Source organism: Frigoriflavimonas asaccharolytica, from assembly GCF_013294015.1.
GTDB lineage: Bacteria > Bacteroidota > Bacteroidia > Flavobacteriales > Weeksellaceae > Frigoriflavimonas > Frigoriflavimonas asaccharolytica.
Map to the genome: position 1 here is coordinate 1 of NZ_JABSNO010000039.1, position 16,930 is coordinate 16,930.

General features: G+C 32.1%; 12 protein-coding genes. 8 read left to right on the forward strand and 4 right to left on the reverse strand.

The genetic code is table 11. The features are described 5' to 3' along the window. Positions 1-276 precede the first annotated feature (276 nt). The 6 genes from HNQ03_RS15325 to HNQ03_RS15350 all read left to right on the forward strand — a co-directional run bounded on the left by HNQ03_RS15325 (position 277) and on the right by HNQ03_RS15350 (position 4,274). A complete protein-coding gene (locus HNQ03_RS15325; RefSeq protein ID WP_173780573.1) occupies positions 277-792 on the forward strand; it encodes a cupin domain-containing protein in 516 nt (171 codons plus the stop codon). A 556-nt stretch (positions 793-1,348) separates the two neighbouring features. Beyond that, positions 1,349-1,912 (forward strand): TetR/AcrR family transcriptional regulator, encoded by a 564-nt coding sequence (locus tag HNQ03_RS15330; RefSeq protein ID WP_173780574.1) that lies wholly within the window; start codon positions 1,349-1,351, stop codon positions 1,910-1,912. Positions 1,913-1,982: 70 nt separating this feature from the next. After that, positions 1,983-2,534 carry a carboxymuconolactone decarboxylase family protein gene (locus HNQ03_RS15335; RefSeq protein ID WP_173780575.1) on the forward strand — a complete coding sequence of 184 codons (552 nt, stop codon included), beginning with the start codon at positions 1,983-1,985 and terminating at the stop codon, positions 2,532-2,534. Between the two features lie 82 nt (positions 2,535-2,616). Beyond that, a complete protein-coding gene (locus tag HNQ03_RS15340; RefSeq protein ID WP_173780576.1) occupies positions 2,617-2,931 on the forward strand; it encodes an EthD family reductase in 315 nt (104 codons plus the stop codon). 2 nt (positions 2,932-2,933) lie between these two features. Then, positions 2,934-3,590, forward strand: coding sequence for a DsbA family oxidoreductase (locus tag HNQ03_RS15345; protein WP_173780577.1), 657 nt, complete (start codon positions 2,934-2,936; stop codon positions 3,588-3,590). A gap of 24 nt (positions 3,591-3,614) precedes the next feature. Next, entirely contained in the window at positions 3,615-4,274 is a 660-nt protein-coding gene (locus tag HNQ03_RS15350) for a peroxiredoxin-like family protein (RefSeq protein WP_173780578.1), read from the forward strand. 205 nt (positions 4,275-4,479) lie between these two features. On the opposite strand, the gene tssD is transcribed toward HNQ03_RS15350, so the two are convergent. The 4 genes from tssD to HNQ03_RS15370 form a co-directional block, all read right to left on the reverse strand. Next, complete coding sequence (gene tssD, locus HNQ03_RS15355; protein ID WP_173780579.1) at positions 4,480-4,887, reverse strand: type VI secretion system tube protein TssD; 408 nt, start codon at positions 4,885-4,887, stop codon at positions 4,480-4,482. Between the two features lie 515 nt (positions 4,888-5,402). Then, positions 5,403-6,251, reverse strand: coding sequence for a hypothetical protein (locus HNQ03_RS15360; protein ID WP_173780580.1), 849 nt, complete (start codon positions 6,249-6,251; stop codon positions 5,403-5,405). Positions 6,252-6,699: 448 nt separating this feature from the next. Next, a complete protein-coding gene (locus tag HNQ03_RS15365) occupies positions 6,700-7,227 on the reverse strand; it encodes a hypothetical protein (RefSeq protein WP_173780581.1) in 528 nt (175 codons plus the stop codon). 86 nt (positions 7,228-7,313) lie between these two features. Continuing rightward, entirely contained in the window at positions 7,314-12,677 is a 5,364-nt protein-coding gene (locus tag HNQ03_RS15370; RefSeq protein ID WP_173780582.1) for a beta strand repeat-containing protein, read from the reverse strand. 444 nt (positions 12,678-13,121) lie between these two features. Between HNQ03_RS15370 and HNQ03_RS15375 the strand changes: the two genes are divergently transcribed. Beyond that, positions 13,122-14,774, forward strand: a complete 1,653-nt coding sequence (locus HNQ03_RS15375; protein ID WP_173780583.1) for a helix-turn-helix domain-containing protein — start codon at positions 13,122-13,124, stop codon at positions 14,772-14,774. 452 nt (positions 14,775-15,226) lie between these two features. Next, positions 15,227-16,684, forward strand: coding sequence for a T9SS type A sorting domain-containing protein (locus HNQ03_RS15380; protein ID WP_173780584.1), 1,458 nt, complete (start codon positions 15,227-15,229; stop codon positions 16,682-16,684). Positions 16,685-16,930 lie beyond the last annotated feature (246 nt).

The window sequence follows — 16,930 nt, forward strand, 5'->3', positions numbered from 1 at the left end:
CGGACTAAATCTGCTTCTTTTCATAATTTTATTTTACAATTTAAAGTTAGTATTTTTATACTTCTAAATTGTACTGTTTTTGGGGGAGCCTACAACACAATTCGTTTTAAATATTTTTTCACTTTTTACAATATTTGAGATTAATAATATTAAATTTAACTACAAAAATTGTACATTCGATAATTATAACACTTTTAATAATGTAAGAAAAAACGTGATTTAAATCTGATTGGTAAAGAAAAACGAAATACAAATTGATAAAACAAAATAAAAAAAATGATTAATAATCTAAAACCAGACGCCAGCAAAACAGAAGTTTTTGCTATTATTACAAATTTTTTGAAAGAGAAAAATTTTAGAATAGAAAAGCAAGATACCACAAGACCATGGGGAGGTTTTTTTGTAATTGACGAAAGCCAAGCTGCAGATTTTGCAAAACTTTTTTTTCCGAATGTTGAAATGAATGATATTCAAATTACCAACACATTAAGCCCTAAAATTCTGATAGTAGAACCAAATATGAGATTATCTTGGCAATACCATTTTAGAAGATCTGAAATTTGGAAAGTAATTGGTGGAAAAGTTGGCGTAAAAACCAGCTTAACCGATGAAGAAGGCGAACTTCAAGAACTAGTTTCCGGTGCATTTATAAAAATGGACAAAGGTGAAAGACATCGTTTGGTAGGTTTGGATTCTTGGGGAATTGTGGCCGAAATTTGGCAACACACCGATGCAGAAAATCCTTCTGATGAAGAAGATATTGTTCGCTTACAAGACGATTTTGGCAGATAAACGAGCGTTTTAATAATAAATAAGATGCTATTTTAGATTAAATTACATTTTTTCTAAATTTTTTACTTGTACTGCTTTTATTTTTAAAATTTTTCGTCCTATAGACTTGAACAATACTTATTCTTGCGTCAGTCTTTTCTGATGTACGAACAAGGATAACTGTATTTTTCGCTCCTACTCCAGCGGATAATTTCTTTGCATTTGCACCATCTTAATGGCCAATTGCTGATGTTATGTCTATTTTCATATTACAATTATTCTATTATAATGCGGCAAATTCTTGTTTTTAATTTTTTATTTCGGTTAAAAATAAACAGCCTTGCGTATGATGTATTTTTTGGAAAACGGTTTCACGTCAATTGGTAATATATTTAAATAATATTTTCAAACAGTTAAAATAGTAAGAAAACACGACAACTTTGTTGAGGTTCTACCCTATTAAAACAATTGTAAACATCTATTCTTCTAACAATATCCGGAAGAAATAAAAAAATAAAAGTTAAAACATTTGTTTATTACTAACCGATTGTTTAGATTTGCATTGTAATTAGAGATAATGGCTAGAAAAAAACAATATATTGAAGCAGAAGTAGTAGAAAAAGCAATGCAGCTTTTTTGGAAAAATGGCTATGAAACTACCTCTATGCAAATGCTTGAAAAGGAAATGGGCATTAATAAATTTTCAATATACGCTAGTTTTGGCAACAAACATGGTCTCTTTTTAGAAAGTATTAAATGCTATAAAAATAAAACCAGAAGTTTGTTCGAAGATTTCCGAAATGCGAAAAATGGCGTTCAAGATATCAAGCAGTTTTTCTATGATTCTGTGGCAATCAACCGAGAAACAGGCAATCAAAATGGTTGTTTGGTAACCAATACCTACAATGAATTTGCAGAAAGTGGTGACCAAATAATTGCAGAACAGATGATTATATTTATGGATAATTTAAAACAATTATTCCTAGAAAAATTAAGAATGGATCCTACTAAAGACGAAGCAACAATCTTAAAACAAGCGAACTATTTGCTTTTAGCTAAGCATGGTTTAGCCGCAGCTTCCCGAGTTAACAATCAAAAAGAAATTGAAGATTATATAGAAATGACCTTTAAAAATATATAAACATTTTTTTTACATAATAACTAAATGAACGTTTAGAAATAATTAACAATAATAAATTAAAATAAGAATTATGACAACATTACAAATTCACAACATCGAAACTGCTCCAGCTGAAGCGAAACCATTATTAGAAAATTCTCAAAAAGCATACGGAATGATTCCTGGTTTGCATGGCGTTTTAGCGGGCTCTCCACAATTATTGCAAGCGTACCAAACTTTGCATGAATTATTTACCCAAACTTCTTTCAACAATGAAGAATTAACGGTAGTTTGGCAAACAATTAATGTAGAACACGAATGTCATTATTGCGTTCCTGCACATACAGGTATTGCAAAAATGATGAAAGTAGACGACAGCATTATTGATGCATTGCGCGATGAAACTCCACTAGCAAATGCAAAACTAGAAGCATTAAGAACCATGACTTTATCTGTTGTAAGAAATCGTGGAAACGTATCTCAAGAAGATTTAGAGGCATTTTATGCAGCAGGATATGCTGAGCAACAAGTATTAGAAATAATTTTAGGATTATCTCAAAAAGTGATTAGCAACTATACCAATCACATCGCAAATACTCCTGTTGATGCTGGTTTCACAAAATTTGCTTGGGAGAAAAAATAAGTATAAATTACTAAAAATTAAAAATAAAGTAAACCTTCTGTGCGTTTAACAGAAGGTTTATTAACTTTAAAAATAAAGTAAAATGATAAAAGTATCTGTAATGTATCCCAATAGCAAAGATGTGCAATTTGATACAGAGTATTATAAAAACAAACATTTACCGCTGATTTCAAAATTAGTAGGTAGCGCTTTGAAAAGTATTACATTAGACCTAGGATTAGCCGGAAGAAATCCAGGAGAAATGGCACCTTATGTTGCGATTGCTCATTTAACTTTTGATAGTGTAAAGTCTTTTCAAGAATCCTTTGGACCACACGGAGAAATCTTTGCGGCAGATGTAGAAAACTACAGCAACGTAAAAGGTATTCTTCAAATTAGCGAAATAATTAATTTATAAAAATGGAAAATAAACTAAAAATAGATATCGTTTCAGATGTAGTTTGTCCTTGGTGCACCATTGGATACAAGCGTTTGGAAAAAGCAATTTCAGAATTGGGAATTGAAGAGCAAGTAGAAATAGAATGGCAACCGTTTGAATTGAATCCGAATATGCCAGCTGAAGGTCAGAATGTTAACGAGCATATTACAGAAAAATATGGTTCAACAACCGAACAACAAAATCAGTCTAAAATAATGATGACAAAAGCGGGTGCAGAATTATATTTTAAATTCGATTATTTTGATGAAATGCGCATGGTAAATACTTTTGACGCTCATATTTTGTTAGAATATGCTAAAGAATTTGGGAAGCAAACCGAACTAAAAATGGCATTGACAAAAGCATTTTTTAGCGATAGAAAAGACGTAAGTAAGAAAGAAGTTTTGAAAGAAATTCTTTTAGAAGTCGGTTTAAATGCAGAGGATGCTTTAGCAAAAATAGAGGATAAAGAAACTCGTGCAGAATTAAGAAAAACTCAGGATTATTGGAAAAGTATGGGAATCAATTCTGTACCAACGATAATTTTCAATAGAAAAAGTGCAATTACAGGAGCACAACCTGTAGAAACCTTCAAACAAGTTTTGACGGATTTGCTCAGCGAGCAACAAGCTTCATAATTACATTAATTTAAATTTAATACAATGGAAAATAATACAAATAATTTAGATCATTTACTAGATGCAGTTCGTCAAGCTGGCGCTGCAAAATTCACAGATGAAAAGAAAAAAATATATGCCGATGGTATTTCTAGTGTTGCCAATTCTGGAGTTTTAGAAAAAGCATTAAATATAGGCGACAAAGCACCAAATTTTAGTTTAAAAAATGCGCTGGATCAATCAGTTGGTTTATACGACGAGCTGAAAAACGGTCCAGTAGTTTTAACTTGGTATCGCGGTGGTTGGTGTCCGTATTGCAATATTACTTTGCATGCACTGCAAGAAATACTTCCCGAAATTAAATCAGAAAATGCCACTTTAATCGCTTTAACACCAGAATTACCAGATAATTCTCTAAGCACTTCAGAAAAAAATCAATTGGAATTTGATGTCTTAAGTGATGTACATAATACGATTGGAAAAGAATTTGGCGTGGTATATTCTTTAACTGAAGAGGTTGCAGCATCGTACAATGCCGGTTTTGATTTGAATAAATTTAATGGAGATACGAGCAATGAATTGCCATTGGCAGCAACTTACGTGATAGATACAAACGGAGTCATTCAATATGCATTTTTAGATGCAGATTATACCGTTCGTGCAGAACCACAAGCAATTTTGGCCGCTCTAAAAAATCTGAAATAAAATAGAAATTCAAAGTTGGAAAATTCTGGCGTAAAAAAATCATATATCAAATTTGACGGCTTTGAAATTTCATTTATAAATTTGAATTAGATTATCTGTTGATTCAATTATAAAATAAAAAAATCCCCAACGAAACTTGTAAATCTCAAGTCCGTTGGGAATTTTTTAGATTAAATTAACCTTGAATTAATAAGAATTTTATTCCTTATTTTCCTGGCCAAATTCCTTCATAAGCTGATGTGCCATAGTCAATTTGCTCTGCGCTTACCACGAAAGAAATCAACATATTGTCTTGGTCAATCGCATCAAATGCTACTTCGTGCTGAATTACATATCCGTTGTTCCATTTTAAAGTAATCAAAGTTCCTTCTTCGTGAGATTTATTGAAAGTAATTTCACCAGTTGTTGGTTTGTATTTTCCGTTCAATAAACTTTCTAACACGTGAGCATCTTCTGTTGCTTCAATCGTAATTTTAATTAAAGCGTTACTTGGATCTGAAGCTACACGACCAGAAACGTCTGTAGATCTTGATACGCTGTAGTTTAATTTTAACACTTTTTGTTCTGATCCTCCATTGAATTTCAAAACACCTCTTGAATTGTTAGCTGCCATAATTTCTAATTTTTAAATTAATTATTTGAATTATTATACTTCAAAGATAAAATACATTTTTAAGAATCTTTGTAGTAGTTCTACTACAAAAATTGAGAATTTCCATATGATTTAAGCAAAAAAACCTTGCAATATAAATTAAATTTATATAAGTGATTAGTAATCAATATTTTAATAGAAGTCGTGATTTGCGCAATTTGTAGAAAGTTGGACGACACACTCCATTTATAGCACAACTATTCTGTGGTAGTGCAATTTTTGTAATTTTTTAAAATTTTTGCAATTTGCTCCTGTCTAAATCTGCTTCTTTTCATAAAGTTTTTTCCAATTTAAAGTTAGCATTTTCATCCTTCTAAATTGTACTGTTTTTATGGAAGCCTAAAATCAACGCAAACCGACTATTATTTAAATAGTATTCTGAAAACGCATGTGTATAGAAGAACATTTTATATTTGAAAATGCAAAACTGTTATTATTAAATACCTGAAAATTAATTTGTTTTATATAAGCGCTAATTATTTTGTGTATAATGGAGTTTTCTTCGCCAAATAGTTTAGTGTAATTTTATAAGCATCTTCCATGCTCCAGAATGAAGAATGATCTTGATTAAAAATATTGTCACCTTTGTCATTATAAATATTCATGGTGATAGCTGTTGAAAAATCATCACTTGTGGAACTGGAAGAATTGGATTTTACATTTGTTTTGCTAGTTGAAAATACTTGTCCTATCAATCCTCTAGATGTTTGTCTTCTATTTGGATCATTTGTATTGGAAATAGTAGAGTTTGAATTTGAATAAGAACTTGCACCTGTTCTTTCTACAGATACCATCCCTTGGATTACGTATTCTACTCCCAATATATCACATATTTCTCCCATCGTATAACCATCTTTGTTTCCCCCCGTTATTCCTGCCTTTATTAATAGTGCATTGGTAGTTTGCACATCTTGGTATTGCAGATTGTTTTTCTTCTTATTAAAGATGGCGTAAGTTTCTTGCTGAATTTTTTTTGACATTGCCATTGCCCCATCACCTTGATCTTTCACAAAAGAGAAAGGAAGAATTGCAACCTTGTTGTGATGATCACCAAGTTTGGAAATATTTTTGCCTCCTCCATCTTTATTAAAATATTCTATTCTACCAGATGAAAAAGTGATCTTGTGAATATCATTTTTAGCAATTACATAAGGAATTTTTTCATTTTTGTAGGTAAAGTTTACATCATCATTATTGATTTGAGTAACATTGCCTATCATTTCTTGTCCATCATTTTTCAAAACGATATCATTTTGTGCGAATGCATTTATCGACATGCAAATGAATAGAAATAATGGAACTAGGTTTTTAATAAAATACGTCATATTTAAGTTTTTTTAATTGATTAAATGGATGGTCTTCTTACACTACAATTATTAATTTTTGTTTAGCATAATTTGAGTTTACTTACAATAATTCGTAAATATTTAAAAAAAACGAATTATAAAGCAGTAACAATCTTGATTACAAATTTATAAATTAAAATGGTTAAATGTTATGATTTTAACTACTTATCAATTATTTTAGGAATTGATTGTAAGTATAATAAATTTAAATTGCGCGATAAATACGAAAACTGATGGACCATTTTTTTTAATTCATATTCAGTAATATGGAAACAGATTAGTATTAAAAATCCATCAATAATTAAAAAATAAATACGCAAAATAAATTGCGCATTTTTAATTTATTTTATTCTTAGTTATCTTGTTGTGTACACATTTGGAAAAAATATTTAAATACTACACTAAATAATTTAGCTAAATAAAATTTTTATGGTTTCCAAAAACTCCACACTTTACCATTGTAAACTGCAAGTTGTCTTTTTACAGTGTCATAAACGATCATCCCAGATGCTGGATTGATGATATTTAGATGAGGACTTGCAACTTTTGGAAGTATCATTGCTTTGTCCGTTGCGGTTAAAACTAAGATTCCTGGGGTAGTATCTGTTGCGCTAGTTGCACCAATTGCCGTTTTTGCCGTTAACTGCTCTGTTCCCTGCTGAATTGATAAATCTGCCACACCGATGGTGGAAACTGTGCCATTATCTTCGGATAAATTTACCCATGTTCCGCCATTTTTTAAATATTTTACTTTGTGGTCTGTGGTATCAAATATCATAGTTCCTTCTGCAGATATTCCACCTTTTGTTTCTACATATGGAAGAATAAGTCCTCTGTTTTCTGCCGCAAATTCTAAAGATACAGACGTATTGGTAACGCTTTGTTTCCCTATCGCAACTTGAGCTTGCAAACTACTGCTTACAAAAACTATGAATGCTATTATTATTATTTTCATTTTTGTTAATTTTTTTGGTTGATTGATTGTGATCGGTAACAAGTATAATTTTGCTACCGATACCATCTATATATAAAATTGTGTTTTTAATCTGGGCAGGTTTGTGTACTTATACAATGCCATGCAAAAGCTGTATCTCCTTCTTTCAAGGTGTACATCTTCATGCATTTGTTGGTGGTATCATAAACCATCATACCTTCAACATAATTAATAGCAGTAATTCCTACAGGATTATCTGCTGTGAAAGCCACTCTATTTATCACAAAACCTTTTGTTTTGGCCTCTAACGCTATCCAACCACCTTTTCTTACCATTGGCCAGTTTGCAGCATCTTCTACTCCAGCTCGCGCCATAGAAGTAATTCCCATCCTAGTATCTAAAATAGAACCGCCAGTTGCTAATCCTGGTTTGTAACAAAAAGTAGGACAAGCATTTACTGCTGCATTGGTTGATGAACCAACCGTTTGACCAGTTCCTGCAGCAATTGGCACACCATAACTTGCAGAACCTGATGTAGTATTAACTGGAACAGATAAATTTCTGATCACTGGTAAATTATAACTTCCACTAGTAGCACCAGAGTTTCCTCCTGGCATTGCAGAATTTTGTAATTGGCTATCTACAAATGTACCGCCTCCTTCTATTGCATCTGGGCAACCATCGTTATCAGAATCTAAATCTAAATAATCTGGAATACCATCTCCATCGGTGTCTAGATAGGGACCTACAGAGCAAAATGAAATACCAGTTATTCCTACAGTCACTGTTGAAGCACCTGTACTCGTTGAATTTTTGTAGCTGCGGATTTCTATTTTCGTGATAGGACTTCCAATGGCTGTTGTGAATAAATTATCTTCTACCGTTGTGCCACCACCACTGTTAAGACCTGTAATTTTAACGCCATCGCCTACCGTACCTATTGTCCAATTTGCAGAAGTATTTGCTGGGCTAAATCCTGATAAATTAGAAGAATTTATAACTACAGGAGTAGCTCCATTAAAGGCATATATTTCAAAGGTATCTGTAGAGTTCAAACCTGCAGAGGTAAATTGAATGCCATTATTAGAACCTGTAATATCTAGAATATAAGTTGCATAATCACCTGAAGTGTTTGCAACATTAGCTCCGGTATTCTGCGTTTTTGTGGTTGTAGGTTGCATATAAAGATAATCTCCAATTAGCGGATAATTATTTTTTATTTGTACTCCACCTGAAGAAGTTGCAGTACCAGAAGCAGAAGTTGCACCCCAAACAGATGTTCCTGATAAAGAAGCTGTAAAATTAAACGCACCATTTCCTAAACCTGTTATCGCAACTGGGCTTTGAGTAGTAGAAGTATTTACAGGGGTGTTGAATGAAGTTCCATTCGTATTAATAGATTTATTTTTTGAATCTACACACACCTGACCACCTTCTGCTGAATCTAATATCCCATCATTATCATCATCCAAATCACAAGCATTTGAAATACCATCTCCATCAGAATCTGGGTTGGCTGCGGTGATATCACATGGATCAATTGGTAAAATATCACTTTCAGCGAATGTGATGTACCTATTTACAATATCTGAATCAAAGGTTTTAGTAAATTCCCATTTATTAGAAGTGGTATTAAAACTACCAGGTATAGCTTGAAAATTGTTGGTAAAAGCAGCGTCATCTGCAACCAACATATAAACCGATTTCCCTGCGGCAGTACCTATTCCTGTATAAGATGCTAAATTTGCTTCAAAATGTACTAAAGAGGAAGTGTTGGTACGCTGAGATAGCCAAGTTCTTGCAATTCTATTATATGTTTTTGAATTTGCTGTAATTGCAGAAAGTGGTGTAGTTATAATTTTATTATCTCCTAACAAAAAGTATGTAATATCATTAGAAAAACCTGTTCTCGCTGCATTTAAGTTAGGCTCTACAAAATCATTGGTGGTTGCAACGGTTAGAATTGTTCCTGCATTTACACTTTTTGACACTTTTTGTTCAAAAGCTTCAATATTATCTTTTGCTAAACCAAAAATATTATTGTTATAAACAGTATTTACTGTTCCATTCCAAACAGTAGTTCCTTCTGTAGCAATATAATTTTCTGTATCTACTCTACCTAAGGTTATACCATATTTTACAGCAAGATAAGTATCTACCTTTCTTCTTTCTGCACCAGTAATGTTTCCTGCACCGTAGATAATTGTTTCACTTATATTACCGATAAAACCTCCATTATCACTTCCGCTTCCTGTCCATTTAGTACTTCCAAATATATGTCCTCCTAAAGGTATTCCCATAGCACCAGGACTATTATAAGTGGTTCCATTCGCTCCTCCATTCAATCCACGACTGTATGGTTGATTTAAAAAATTATAATACATAATACTTGGAATATTGGCATCATATCCTGGTAGTACATTTGGAAAATTGGTACCTCCGTTTACAACTCTTCTTTCAACATTACCGGCTGGCCAAAGACCTACATAATCCCAATTGGCAATCGTTGTTGTAGTATTATCCATCCCTATACTGAAGTAATGAGGGAAAGTACTTCCTGGAGTGGTCATTCCTTCTTTTGTAACCATAAAGAGATCATTGTTAGCATTTGTTATAGTCTGAAGTGTATTATTACCAATCGTTTGATTGATGGTAGTAAAATTAATACCTGGATTAAAATTAAAATAATCAACTGTTCCTTTTTTAAATTTCGGTAAATCGTTTGTAACAATCTGTGAAGAAACAACACCAGAAGTGAAATCTGTCCACGTGGTAACATCTGTTGCATCTCCAGTATTTACTGCGTTTTTATCTGCTCTATACCAATGACTTAAGCCACTTGCAACTCCACCTGGAGCATTAACAAATGATGCAAAAGTAAAAAATTGTCCGTTAGCTATTGTGACATCTGCATAGTTGTAATCAACACCATTTACGGTTTGCAAACCAGCCATATCTGTTACTACATTAGCAGAAGAAAAAGTAGGATCCGTATTGTTTTGTACAAGTTTTAAATTCGTAAGACCTTTTGGCCAAGCAACGCGAACGGTAGTTACAGCATTTGTATTCTGAGCTTTCCAAACGGAAGCAAAGCGGTAATTTACATTTGCAATATTAGAAATAGCTACAGAAGGAGTTTGGCTTAAACCATTATCACCAACAATTAGAAATTGACCATCTGATAAGTTATTTGTATTAAGTTGGTTAGTTTCAAATAAAGAAGTTCCATTTCCTATAATTAATTTTTGACCAGCATTAATACTTTTCGATTGTTTTTGATGTAAAGCTGAAATAAAATCATTCGCAATTCCAAAAATATTATTGTTGTACCCAGTATTTACAGCACCTTGCCATACTGGAATAGAACTACTGTTTAAATAATTTGGAGTATTGGTAATATCAAGAGTAATTCCTCCTTTTATTGCCAAGTAAGAATCTACTCTATTTACTTCGTTTGCAGAAAGTGTTCCGTCAAACACAATAGTTTCTGCCATAGTCATACCTACGCCACCATCATCTCCGCCATTATTGGCATTTCTACCAAATAAAATTCCACCATCTGGACCAGTTGCTACACTTGTATAAGTATCATTAGAACCTGCAACCGCTCCATTCAAAGCTCTTGTAAATAAGGTATTGGTAAAGCTATTTCTTACAATAGATGTATTTGTTAACTCACTATATTTGTAACCAGCGGCTACAGCTGCATTTACAAGAATTCCACCAGCATTATTCCTTAACACTAAATTTGGTGCAGTTAATCCTGGGCTATCAAAGCTTAAACCGCCTGTTAAATTAGAATAACTTAAACCTAAAACTCTATCATTACCACTACCAGAAACAGGTGTTGTACTTGTAAAAATAGTGTAATTTGAATTAGTAACAGCGTTTAAAGTACTTGTATTACCTAATGCATTTGCAGGAACAAAAGTAACTCCTGGATTAAAATTTAAATTAAGTCCAGTTCCATCTACTAAAGATGGAGCCGATGTACTTGCTGATAATATTGGTGAAACAGGCACTTGATTGAAAGAAAAATCCGTCCATGTTGAGACTGCTCCAGTTGCAGGTGCTAAACCTTTATCTGATCGATACCATAAGGAAGATACTACTCCACCTGGTGCATGTACGTACGCAGCAAATGTGAAGTATTGTCCGTCTGCTAAATTTACATCCGCATAATTGTAAGAAACACCATTTACCGTTTGTACACCAGACATGTTTGTAACAACATCACTGGAGGTGAATACATTATCTGAGCTTTGTATCAATTTTAAATTACTTAATCCAGCTGGCCAAGCTACACGAACTGTACCTACATTATTGGTATTATCAACTTTCCAAATTGCTTCAAAACGATAATTAACGGCTGAAATTCCCGTGATTGGAATAGTAGGCGATTTTTTTAAATTGTTATCACCCCAAAGTAAAGCTTGTCCCTCATTTAATGCAACATTATTTAATTTGTTAGTACTTGCGATTGCGGAGGTAGAAATTACCACTTGTTTCCCAACGCTTGAACTAAAAGATTGTTTTTGCAATAATCTTGAAGCACCATTTGTTGCTAAACCTGCAATGTTATTTGTGTAACCAGTATTTCCTGTTGCATCCCAAACTACCTGACCATTGGATAAAATATAATCATGAGAAGCTTCTAAAGTAATACCGTACTTAATAGCAAGATAACTATGGATTTTCTTTAGTTCACTATCTGCAAGATCATTTCCAGAAGGATTATGATACAAAATAACTTCTGCTATATCTCCATTAAAATTATCTCCTGTTGTTCCATCTGAACCAATAAAAGCTCCACTTGTAGGAATTGTATAACTATTAACTGGATAAGGTGTAGGATAATTTTTCTTAAATCCATTATAAAAACCTCTTTGAATTCCCTGCGCTAATGTTCTCGGAAGAACTGCTGAGTAAATCCCAAAACCATCTGGAGAAACAATTGATGCGGCGGCAGGATAACTACCAGCGAAATTATTATTCATCACTGGGTAAGCATTCTCGCTTCCTGCTCCAGAATAGAAAAAATTTGTATTATTCCCTTGAATAGCAAACATTGATTGATAACCTGTGCCTCTGTTTTTGCCTTTGGCAACAATTATGTAATGAACAGATCCAGTAGTGGTTAAATAATTAGCAGTTGTATTCGCTAAATATCTATTTGTACCGTCAAAAGTAACCGTTGGATTAAAATTCCAAGTACTTGTAAACGTGGTTTGGTCATTATACGGTATGTATGGAACAGTAGGTGCAATCCCACCTTGTACAAGACCTACAACATTGGGTCCAGATGAACTCCATTGAGTTACTTTTTTACTTGCATCCGTTGTTACTCCAGCATCTGCTTTATACCACAAAGATAAATCTGTAGAAACTCCACCAGGAGATTGACTATAGGATAAACCAAATATCATGATTAAAGCAAAACATGCTATTTGTGATAATAGATTTTTTTTCATAAATTTTAATTAATTCAGTTTATTGTCTTTTTATATCTTTCCTGCATTCCATTTACTATTCTGGAAAAAATAAAGTCCTCCAAATCTGATTGTTTTATATCCACGATAATTTTCATCAAAACACAACAGAAATATTTGTGAATTCTTCATTATAGATTTAAAAAGAAATGCAATAATATTTAATAGTGATAGGCTATACTATATTTCATAAGAATGAATACCGCCTTTTTAGGAGGTAAAATTGCATGAATTACAACAAAATAAAAAGGGTTGTTTTACAATTAAAAGACTATGATAATCTGTATTTTACGCATTTTAAACAATGAATGATTTCACTATTAATTCATATATTTATCAAGGTAATTTATATAAAAAAAACTAACTTCGCATAAATACTCAATACATGCAGTTTCTTAATAAACAGCAAAGAATTTTTAACTAATTATGAGAGAATTATTTTCAATCCTTTTCATTTTACTCGCCTTTAATTTTATAAATTCTCAGGCAATATCGGAAGGCAAACTTCAAAGAGATTTGGAAGGGATAAAAACAGAGAAAAATGTTGATGAAAAAAAGATCATCGCACTAAAAAACATTTATGAAAAAGCAAAAAGTAATAATTATTCAATAATGTTTTCAACTGCAAGCGAGTTAGCAAGACTGTACACTAATTTAGGGAAAAATAAAGAGGTAATTGAGATAACCACTGATGTAGAAAAATATATCAACTCAAAAACACCAGAAGAAGATTTATCTAAAATATATAGAATGAGAGGTTTGGCTTATGGCCAATTAGGCTTTTTAGAAGAAAGCTATCAATCTTTTCAAATTTCGAAAAAACATACCAAAAATATTAGAGATAAAGATTTGCAGCACTATTTGTCCAGTTTACTTTATGAAAATTTCACCAGCTATTTTGATCGAAGCAAAAAGCAATCAGATTCTATTAAATTTTATCTAACAAAAAGTTTAGAAGAAGCTGAGCTGATTTCTGATAAAAGTAAAAGCGTTTCCAATCTTTTGAAGTATGATATGATTACTTCATTACAAAATAATTTGGGAATCTATTATATGTTTATTGACGATCCAAAAGACCCAACCAAAGCAGAAAAATATTTTAAAAAAGCCTTGCAAAATAGTGCACAGAAAGAGATATTGCCCTATAATAAACTCAATTTATATATGACAGTAAGTAATTATTATCTTGAAATTAAAAATTATGATCTCGCCATAGAATACGGTAAAAATGCTTTAGATTTAGAAAAGAACAATTCTTCGCCTTACAATAGAGAAAATATTTATGAAATAATCTCGGAAGCATATTTGGCAAAAAATAATAGTAGAGAAGCTAAAAGATATACGGAACTATTTAAAAATTTAAAAGACAGTATCAGGATTGCAGAGAAACACTCAGTTGATAAAATTTCATCACAAATAGTAAAAAAAACTGAAACTGACATTACGGAAAAACAAAAGACTTCAACGGGATATATATTGATTATTGCAATTATCTGTACGCTTTTCATTTCACTTACCGTTTGGTATTATTGGAAAAGGAAAAACAAAATTGAACAGAAAAGATTTAAAGCTATAATAAAAAGATTGATCAATAAAACTGCAGATAAAACTTCTACCTCCAAAGTTTCTACAAAGGAAAATGACATTGTCCAAGTTTCTAAAAAGGAAAATGGCGCTGCTGCAAATGCATCTTTAAACAAAAGTAACGATGTTGCAGAACTTCTAGAGGCAAAACTGCAAAAATTTGAAGATCGCGAAGATTATCTTAAAAAAGATATGAGTATTACGTGGTTGGCAAATAATTTTAAGTCAAACCCAAAATATGTTTCAGAAGCTATTCGTGAATTGAAAAAAAGTAATTTCAGTACCTATATAAATCAACTTAGAATACAATATATTATAGATAAACTCTACAACGAACCATTTTATATGGAGTATAAAATAAGTTACCTTGCCGAGGACTGTGGTTTTTCTCATTCACAAGTTTTTGTAATTGCTTTTAAGAAAGAAACGGGTCTAACTCCATCTTCCTTCATAGAAAAATTACGAATTGAGAAAAACGAAATGGCGTCTCAATAATTATAAATCTGTAATTGCTTTTTATATTTGGCGCCTACATTTATTCATGCTTAATTTCTCGTTCATTAATAAGATTAAAGACCCAAAAAACGGGTATAATAAAATAATATTTCCATTTAATGATTAAAATTCCAGCAAAATTATTTAAAATAATCCTAAGGTAGTTGTTTAAAATTGATTTTAAAGAAGTAGGATTAAGGAAAAGTTTTTAAAGAAAAGTAAGAATTTGCAATGGAATGATTTCAGAAAAATATACCACATAAACTTTAGAACAATTCTTATAAAATACAGATTATCAATAAGTTGAATTATTTATATATTTTTCCTCAAAACCATTTACCTTTGATTAATTTAGATACATAGTAGATGCTTATTTTTCTGAATTCACACCAATCATAGTTTTATTGCGCTCTTTTTTAAGATTAGTTTTGCCGCTAATTAAAAAAATAAATATGGAAAAGAATTATTTTCATTTCAAAAACAAATTAAGTGCAACATTATTATTGGCAGCATTTTTATTATTCTCTTTTACAAACGTAAAAGCACAATGTTCAACTACCGGATGGGTAAAGATTGAAAAAGGACTTTATCATTCAGTAGCATTAAAGAGTGATGGAACTATCTGGATGTGGGGACTAAACACCCAAGGCTTACTTGGAAATGGTAGCGCAGCACAAACAGTAGTAAAAAATCCTACACAAATTGGCACAGATACAGATTGGACAGATATTTCGTCTGGATGTATCTTTGTTTTAGCAAAAAAATCTAATGGTACACTGTACGGTTGGGGTGATAATGGCTATGGTAATTTTGGTTTAGGAAACAATACCGATTTATCTACACCTACACAACTTTTTGGTGGAGCAACTGTAAAATCATTTTTCGCAGGATATTACCATTCAATGGTAGTAAAAACAGACGGAACTATGTGGGGAGCTGGCTACAATGCTTGGGGTAATATTGGCAATGGAAACACTACTGGATCGCACAATACATGGAAACAAGAAACTAGTCTTGCAACAGATTGGGAAAAAACTGCGGCTGGCTGGTACAACTCATTTGGTATTAAATCTGATGGTACACTTTGGTCTTGTGGTACTAATGTTGAGGGACAAACCGGTACAGGAGCTTCGGGATCACCGTCATCTAGTTTTGTTAAAATAGGTACAGATACAGATTGGGCAGATGTTTCATGTGGTGTTTATCACGTGCTAGGTCTTAAAACTACTGGAAAACTTTTTGGGTGGGGAGCTAGTCATAATGGAAGGTTAGGAATTGTTGGTGCAGGTGCTCAATATTTCAGATCTCCACAAGCAATTGAAGCTGCTTCAAACTTTTCTGCAATTGGAGCTGGTTTTGACAATTCGTTTATCCTAAAAACTGATGGGAAAATGTTTTCAATGGGAGTAAATGATAGCGGAATGTTAGGTACAGGTGCAGCTGGTGGAGATACTAATAGTTTGGCTCCACAGCAAGTAGGAACAGATTCAGATTGGGCTGTAATATGCAGAACACATGGTGAAAATATGGCTGGAGCAATAAAAACTAATACTACTATGTGGAATTGGGGTAGCGATAGTAACTATCAATTAGGAAATGACAATGGTGTTGCTGCAAATCAATCTCTACCTTCACAAGTAGTTTGCGCATCAACCTTGTCTTCGAATGATGTTGTAGCACAAAAAAGCACAAGCAGCATTTATCCTAATCCAGCAAAAGAAAATATTACTGTACAATCACAGCAAAAAATTTCTAAAATTAGAATTTATAATATAGCAGGTAGTTTAATTAAAAACTTTTCTTTCGGAAATGATTACAAAGTAAATATTAACGTATCTGATCTTACAACAGGTGTTTATATTGTGAAAATTAATGAAGAGAATACAGGTATCAAATTGATTAAGAAATAATATAATTTATATTTGTAAAAGATATCCTCAGGTGAAAACTTGGGGATTTTTTTGTTTTTGAAGCAAGAATATTTAAAAGTTGCTGATAATATTAATCTTAATAAAAATTTATAATTGATTTTTTTTCATGGTGAGAAAAAATATTGACATGTAAATAGTCAGCCATTAAAAACTATTTAAACAACTGATTAATAGTTATTTAGAAGTTATAAAGTTTGTTTATATCTGCAAGAAAACGTATCTTTA